Below are 7,336 nucleotides of genomic sequence, written 5' to 3'. Positions count from 1 at the left end.
TCTATAAGGCTCCCAATGAGGAGGGGGCATTGGCCGCTCTGCAGAGGCTGGAGGAGAAATGGGGAGAGAGGTATCCCCTTGCGGTGAAGGTATGGCAGAGAGGGTTTGATTAGGATAAGGAGGATGTACAGGTTCACGAAAATCGCCGCTGGATGCCCCACCGCTTGCGGTGGGGAGGAAAGCGGCTTCGTTTGGGCTCCAAAATATAGGAAGAAGATCCTATCCCTGTTTCAAGATGAGTTAAGGGATATCTTCTTCCAGATAGCTGAGGAATATGATCTCCAGATAATAGAGATGGAAATTATGCCTGATCATATTCATATCTTGTTGTCTGCTCCTCCAAGGTTCTCCCCTGCGAGGATCGCCTCTACCAGTAGAGTTACTGCAAAAGTCGAGTTATAAAGTCGAGCATAGAGTCCCTCATACACCGCTCTTCATGAGTTATCCGTCTGAAAATTCTATTAGCTCGGAGGTGTGCAATTGACTATATCTTCCCTCATTATAGTTTGGGGGTATCCTAGCAAACATTTGTACAGACCAAGACCAACTGGGCTTTTCTCCTTGAACGATAACCTCACCTTCCCCAAGATGGAGAAGCAGTTGCTCGGAATGCGAAAGCTCATGGAGCTCGATCTTAGCGAGAATCCGATCGTAGAGGTTTTCCCTCTTAACCTCCGACAGCCCTTCCCCTTCGAAGGACTCCTTTAGAAGCTCAAGTATCCCTTTCATCGGACAACCTCATCGGTATCCTGGGCATGAAGATCACCGAATAGTTCGGCTCGAGGCGGAGGAGCATAGGCGAAAGCGGCCCCCACAACTCCATCGCTATCTCATCTGCATCCGTATGGCTCAGGTTTTCAATGAGCATCTGGACGTTCACTACGAGGGAGACGTTATCCCCCTCCTGCCTGACCGGAATTCGACGTTCTGAACGTCCCATCTCCTCCGACGTCGTTCGAATCCTCAGGGTGTTATCCAAGACCTCCAGCCTCGCCGCCTTCGTCCTTTGAGGAGCCAGCAGCTCAGCAGATCTTAAAGCTGAGATCAACCTCTTCCTGTCCACCCAAACGGTTGTAGGTTTCCCATCCTTCGGCATCACACCCTTATAATCGGGATATCCCTCAGGGATAAGCCCACAACGGATTTGGACATCCCCGAAGTCGAAAATCGCTTCCCTTTCGCTCTGCGCGATATAGACCTGCCGTGAGGGGAGGATTTCTAAAACCTCGATGAGCTTCTCGCAGTAGGGGAAGGGAATGGCGTGTCCTGCTTTGAATTCACAGCTCCTTCTCAGCAGGTTCGGCCGTTTCACCCGCACTATGGCCATTCTTATCCCATCGCTCCCGACAAGAGCGTATTCATCCTCCTCAAGCTCAAGCAGCAAACCCGCGAGGAATCTCCTCCTCAACGAAGCGAGATCTTTTCCCACCGCAAAGACCGTTCTCCTTAAGGCGTTAAGGAGCTCCTTGCTCTCCAAAACCGCCTCCTTCACATCCTCCAACTCGGCCTTATCCTCCGAAGAGGAGCCTGAATCCACCTGTCTACCGAACAGCGAGTAGACTCCATCGTGGATGGAGATGGAGAGTAGGCTGCTTTCCCCATCGAAATTCAGTGTCACTTCGGGCTGGTCGATATCGCTTAAAATCCCCTTAAGCGTTTCCAAAGGGGCGAAGACCGTAATTCTGCCCTTTTCGCGGACATCCGCCGGAATTTTGGTTTTAATCGTCATCCCGTCGAATTGTGTCTCCAGAACGAGATGTTCATCGGTGCCCTCCAAATAGAGCTTCTGTTCCGGGTTATTGATGTTGGCTATCTGAAGGTATTTGAGGAGAAGTTCCGTTTTGCATTTCGCCTGCATCGTTAAAACCTCCTTATGTTTCGTTATTTTAAGAGATCATCGAGGTTTAAACCGAGCCTTTTCAGGGATTTCATCGCCTCCCTTTTAAAGGCGTTTCGCGCACGTTGTCTCAGGGATTTGACGGCTATAGGAGTTCTTCCCATGACCTTTGCTATCTCCCTGTTGCTCAACCCCTCAACCTCTCCGAGGATGAGGGCGGTCTGATAATCGTGTGAAAGCCGAGAGAGGATATCTCTCACCCAGATCGCGATCTCTTTTCGCTCAAGGATCGCCGATGGAGAGGGATCACCTGCTGAGATATACCCGATCGCCGGTTCATCTTCCAGGGGGACAACCGATAGCTTCCTACGTTTCTCCAATTCATCCATACAGAGGTTATAGGCAATGCGGTAGAGCCACGCTTTCGCTTTGCCCGCATCCCTCAATTTTGAGAACGATCGGTACGCCCTGAAGAACGTCTCCGCCGTGAGCTCCTCGGCGTCATCCTCATTTCCCATCATCTGTCTGATAAATCTGAAGATTCCATCCACATGTTTCCTGTAGAGCTGTTCGAACCTGTTACTCTCGGCCATCGGCGAAATCCTCTCTCGGACTTTGCAATATATAAGACGGGATCTTCCGATTATGGGATCGGAAAAATTCGTCAACCCCTTCGTGCTCGGTTAGATGGAAAATGAAAGGGATGGCTTCCCATACATCGAACTCCATCAAGCCCTGCTGTATCGTTGATATCTTGAAGGAGATAGGATTCCCCGTGAAGCCGGATCACAACAGGCTGGAAGAGGAGCTGAAGAGCTCCTCAGCAAGAGGGATTCTTAACTGTAAGGAAAGCGCTATGAGGAAAGACAGGGAAAAATTTTTTCCTTAATCGTCGATTCAAGCCCTCTCTCTTTTATGCGATGATAATACCCCTTTATCGTGCTCGCCAATTCGGGCATTTCAAGAAGGTTACGCCTGAACATCCCCTCGTCGGCCAGGATCTCATCGAGTATCGGCTCCGATTCGTCCCTGGAGAGGTTCATCCTCAGCCTCCTTGATATCCTATCGGCTCTGGGGTCATCGATGTAATAGGTCTCCCCTTTCTCGTCCACCCCCAGCATTCCCTCCACCTCGTTCCCTCTGGTATCCACCCCTTTCCCCTCCTCATATCCCGTCATATATCTCAACAGTATGGCTATGGCGAACGATAGCATCTCCGGCATAATGATCGCCCCGCTGTTGTCTATGCCGTATCTACCGGCGATGTATGTGAGTCGCCATGTGCCATGACTTCCTGCCACAACAGGCGTGTTCGGTTCAATCATGACGTGCCCATACCATAACTTTATATCCTTCACTCCATCCCTCCATCATCGGTGCGGTTTAAACCCTTCTCTACTTCCCACTATCATCAGACCCTCAAATATGGTTAAATACATATCCACAATTTGTCCGTGTGTGTAACGATTACCCTCATGTGCTCCATGCGCTCCCTCGAAGATCAACGGTAATGCGCCGCATAGGTGATAGTAGGTGCTGTTCAAAGTCAGCGCTCCCTCCTTCCCCTGCACCATCCATGGCCGATGAATGCCCAACCTCTCTTGAAGAAGCCGTCGGCAAAAACCATCGATATAATACTGCCGTCGGTTGTAACTTTCCGGCAGGGCGACATCTCCAACTATAAAGAAGGGACCCGACCCGCAGGAATGTAAATCTAACACACAATCTGGCGTCTCCTCTAACGCCAAGGCGAGGGCTGCATGTGTTTCGGGAGCTATCTCTGGCGGAAGGAAAACGCCGTGAAGGGGATTGACTCCCGCATCGTTGAAATATCCGCCCAGAAAAGCATGTTGCATCGGATCGCGAGGATGAGGTACCTTGCAGGCCGGCCAGCCGATGGGGCTTCCATCCAAATAGAGCCCATGTCGGTACTTCTCCCGCTCCGCTTCCGTCCACCTCGTCGGATCATCAGATGGAATACGCGCCCTGCCGTCCGGATTGAGACAGGGAACGATGACCAGCCTCAGACGATCCGCGGCGGCTTTTAGCTCGGGCCATGCCTGTCCTTTCAGGTCCTTTCCTGTCTCCAGCACGCTCAATAAGTTCATCACCCCGGCGATACTTTCCATCTCCGCTCCATGCACGGCGGAGATTATCATGAGAACCTGCTTTCGGCGTTTCTTTCCGAAGAACGCCTCAGGTTTCTGAGCCGCAAGAGCGGACGATAGATTGGCCGTTCTCTCTATCGGTTCCTTCTCGCCGTAGAAAACGGCATAAATCGGTCTTTTCCCCGCCGAAAGGCCGATCTGTTTTCTTCCGCCCTTTTTCAGATTCGCCAGCCGTTTCTCCAGGGATTTCAGATCAGTCTTATAGAAATCCGGTGTGTTCATCGTTCTCCTCCTTATCACGGCAGCGGATTGCCGCCCACCCGCAAATTAACTCCGGGAATCTGATACTGTAGCTGCTTATAGCGTTACGCCGCTCCATTCAAGCATTTCGGCGGCATTTCTCCACCGTATCGCTTCCTTCTCGTCCTCGTCAGTATCGAGTACCTCGATCTTCAACAGGGCAGGGGCAGGATATTTGAAGGGCATCCCCGTGCCGAAAGCTAGCCGTTCAACCCCGACGTTCTCGATCAACTGGCGCATCTCAGCATGCAATAGGGTGGTCAGGCGGGATATCTCGATCAGGTAACTGCCGGGTAGATCGCCTCCCTTTCGGCCGAGCAGGCTGCTCGTGAATCTGATGCCCTCGAGTATCATGAATCTCGCCTCGGGATATGCCCGTATCAGGCCGGCGATCTCATCGAGCGGCACATCAAGGAGCCAGTGTCTCTGACGTGGGTCCTCGACGCGAACCGGTATGGAGACGATCATGTGAAGCTCCGTTGCGGCGTGAACCAGCTCACGTGCACCTCCGTCCCGGAGCGAATATCCGTGCCATCTGGGATACATCCGCACCCCTCGCATCCCGAAATCGTCGTGACATATCCTCAGGTCGTGGAGCCAATCCGAATAGGTGGGATTTATGACGGCGAACGGTATCAGACGATCGGTATGACCTTTCACCTCCTCGAAAAGCTCCTCGTTTCCCGATTGGGCGTTTCGATAGGTGATGGCGCTGGCGCTCGAGACGATCGCTTTGTCTATGCCGTGTCTGTCCATGAGCTTGAGAAGCCCGTCGGCGGTGTTGTGTCTCAGCCGCCTGAAGGCGAAGTGCCCGAGGTAGGCGTTCACGTCAATCAGCACCTCAATACCCCCTTTCGTCGTCCGACCTCGTTTCGCGGAGGTCATCGCCACAAAGTTTATCGGCGAAAAGCACTAACCTCCTACTGGCCGAGGAGGCAAAAAACGCCACTCCAGGCATGTCGGGGGCGTTCTCCCTGATCCACCGCACCTGCGTCTCCAGCTCCTCCTCGCTGTTAGCCCACTCCCCCCACTGTCTCCTGTATCTCTCCTCAGCCCTGTCGTTGATCCCCAGGGCGAGGATCGTTTTGCTCACTATGCCGAACCTGCGTGCCGCCTCAACCTTCTGGGAAAAGAGCTTTTCAAAACCCTTCTTCCCCCCGACATACGCCTCGAGCATCACCAGGTCCGCTCCCCGGCGGTAGGCTCGGGCCAGCACCTCGTTCAAACCCCCGGCGTGCCACACGGCGATAAACAGCTCGGGGCACAGTTCCTTGGTGCGGACGAGGGCTCTGGCCATCTTCTCATCCACGCTTTCATCCCCGCTTCCGAACTCGTCTATGGCGATGCCTCTGTAACCTATCTTGAAGGCGCCGCTCCAGTATGAGACGAACCATCCCTCTGGCTTATCCTTATAGCAGACCCCTCCCATCCAGCGGAGCGGAAGGACGCCCCTCTCGAGCCAAAACTTCTGGCTGAACCTCAGATACCTCCTCTTAGCTCCTTCATCCCCCTCGACCCACACCTGAGGCGTGATGTGGGTGGCGTGTTTAAGCTCGTCGGGCCAGGGGCACCAGAACACCAGGAACCTCCCCTCCGCCCCGGCGAGAAGGAGGGAGAGGATCAGAAACGCCCCCATGTTACCTCACCTCCCTCATGCTCAGTATCCTCTCCATGTTCCCGCCCAGTATCTTCCTCTTCTCATCCTTGCTGAGATCGGCGGAGCGGATCTTCCCAATCCCCGCCGTCATAGACATGTCGCAGCCGAAAAGGAGACGTTCCGCCCCGAGGAGTTCCGCTGCCGTCTCAATCACACCCTCGTCCGTCACGCTTCCGCTCGTGTCGAGATAGACGTTCGGCACGTCGCGTAACGCCTTTATCGTCCACTCCCAATCGCCGCCTCCGCACACATGGGCGCATATCAACGTCGCCTCCGGATATCTCCGCCCGAGCTCGGCAAGCATGCCGGCATCCGAGATGCGGGGCTGCTCCTCGACGAAGTAATGCATATGCCCGGCGTGTTGCAGGATGGGGACGCGGAGCTCGATGGCGAGCTCGACCACAGGGAACACCACAGGCTCGTTACAGCGGTATTCGTTGTAGAGCTTGATCCCGATGAATCCCAGATCCTCAACACAGCGTCGGATTTCATCGAGGGCCTCCCGGTGATATCCAGGATTGACGTAGCAATAGCCGAGGATTCTCCCTGGGAAACGGTTCATGGCCTCGGCGACCCATCTGTTACATTCTCGGAAACCCTCGGGTGTTGACGGACGCCGTGGGGTGAGTATAGAACAACATAACTTGTCGATGCCCAACTTGTCCGCTGCCTCGATGACTTTCCTATCATCTTCCTCCCACGTCGGACGGCTGTGATGGTATAGATGTGCGTGGCAATCAATAACCATGTCCATCCCTCCTCATCGTATGCTGACGATATGTGGACGGTATATCCCCTTTCAGAAGCCTTATCGCTTCCAACAGTACGATATCACGCCCTGAACGTATATCTTCAAGGCTTGGAGTCACAAGAAGATGCGGTGGTATACCGTTGAGAGGTGATGGTATCTTTCCGTGCAATGGGAAGGTCGTCGAGCAAAAAAGAGTGGTATCCCCGAGCAATTTAATCGCTTTTGGAAATCCACAGGCGCCGCTGGTCGGGACACCGACCAGAATCGCGCCGGCTTCAAGCATACCTGATACAAAATGTTCACATGCACTCGCACATCCTTCGTTTATTAGGACAGCCACTTTACCTTCATAGCGCCATTCCCCTCTCGGTTCAGCAAATCCAATCCACTTCTCGTAAATGTTCGTTCCAGCACGGCGATAGAAGCTTATGCTACAAAGGACTTTTTTATCGATGAAACGGCCAACAACCTCTGCGGCGAGTCCATCTGAACCTCCCTCATTATCTCTGACATCTATCACCAGGTAAGGCTTACTGCGGAATTTTTCAAGTATGACATCAAACTCCCCCACATCAAAATTTCCCCATAGGCTATACTTTCGCGGTTTTTCCGAAAATCGAAGTGGTGAAACCAGGACGGAAGATAAAGTTTCCTCCGAATGGGGAAGCCAAACGCCAAAATCT

The 7,336-nt window shown here is 53.1% G+C and carries 10 protein-coding genes; 1 reads left to right on the top strand and 9 read right to left on the bottom strand.

Features of this window, described 5'->3' with window-relative positions; genetic code table 11:
- Window positions 1-105: 105 nt before the first annotated feature.
- Window positions 106-402, top strand: coding sequence for an IS200/IS605 family transposase (tnpA, locus tag J7M22_18125; GenBank protein MCD6508523.1), 297 nt, complete (start codon window positions 106-108; stop codon window positions 400-402).
- 39 nt (window positions 403-441) lie between these two features.
- On the opposite strand, the gene J7M22_18120 is transcribed toward tnpA, so the two are convergent.
- The 9 genes from J7M22_18120 to J7M22_18080 all read right to left on the bottom strand — a co-directional run.
- Window positions 442-729, bottom strand: a complete 288-nt coding sequence (locus J7M22_18120) for a hypothetical protein (GenBank protein MCD6508522.1) — start codon at window positions 727-729, stop codon at window positions 442-444.
- Window positions 713-1,858, bottom strand: a complete 1,146-nt coding sequence (locus J7M22_18115; GenBank protein ID MCD6508521.1) for a hypothetical protein — start codon at window positions 1,856-1,858, stop codon at window positions 713-715. The genes J7M22_18120 and J7M22_18115 overlap by 17 nt, the downstream gene beginning before the upstream one ends.
- A gap of 23 nt (window positions 1,859-1,881) precedes the next feature.
- Window positions 1,882-2,430: an RNA polymerase sigma factor gene (locus tag J7M22_18110; GenBank protein MCD6508520.1), complete on the bottom strand. Its 549-nt coding sequence runs from the start codon at window positions 2,428-2,430 to the stop codon at window positions 1,882-1,884.
- A gap of 261 nt (window positions 2,431-2,691) precedes the next feature.
- Window positions 2,692-3,195, bottom strand: a complete 504-nt coding sequence (locus tag J7M22_18105; protein MCD6508519.1) for a hypothetical protein — start codon at window positions 3,193-3,195, stop codon at window positions 2,692-2,694.
- A 12-nt stretch (window positions 3,196-3,207) separates the two neighbouring features.
- Window positions 3,208-4,227: a hypothetical protein gene (locus J7M22_18100; protein ID MCD6508518.1), complete on the bottom strand. Its 1,020-nt coding sequence runs from the start codon at window positions 4,225-4,227 to the stop codon at window positions 3,208-3,210.
- Window positions 4,228-4,302: 75 nt separating this feature from the next.
- Window positions 4,303-5,085 (bottom strand): amidohydrolase family protein, encoded by a 783-nt coding sequence (locus J7M22_18095; GenBank protein MCD6508517.1) that lies wholly within the window; start codon window positions 5,083-5,085, stop codon window positions 4,303-4,305.
- A 1-nt stretch (window position 5,086) separates the two neighbouring features.
- Window positions 5,087-5,881, bottom strand: a complete 795-nt coding sequence (locus J7M22_18090; GenBank protein MCD6508516.1) for a hypothetical protein — start codon at window positions 5,879-5,881, stop codon at window positions 5,087-5,089.
- 1 nt (window position 5,882) lies between these two features.
- Window positions 5,883-6,656 carry an amidohydrolase gene (locus J7M22_18085; protein ID MCD6508515.1) on the bottom strand — a complete coding sequence of 258 codons (774 nt, stop codon included), beginning with the start codon at window positions 6,654-6,656 and terminating at the stop codon, window positions 5,883-5,885.
- The coding region (locus tag J7M22_18080; GenBank protein ID MCD6508514.1) for a hypothetical protein at window positions 6,640-7,336 on the bottom strand (697 nt) is incomplete at its 5' end. The genes J7M22_18080 and J7M22_18085, both read right to left, overlap by 17 nt.

It is taken from the genome of Candidatus Poribacteria bacterium, assembly GCA_021162805.1.
Lineage (GTDB): Bacteria > Poribacteria > WGA-4E > B28-G17 > B28-G17 > JAGGXZ01.
This window is presented reverse-complemented; position numbering and strand designations above follow the sequence as displayed.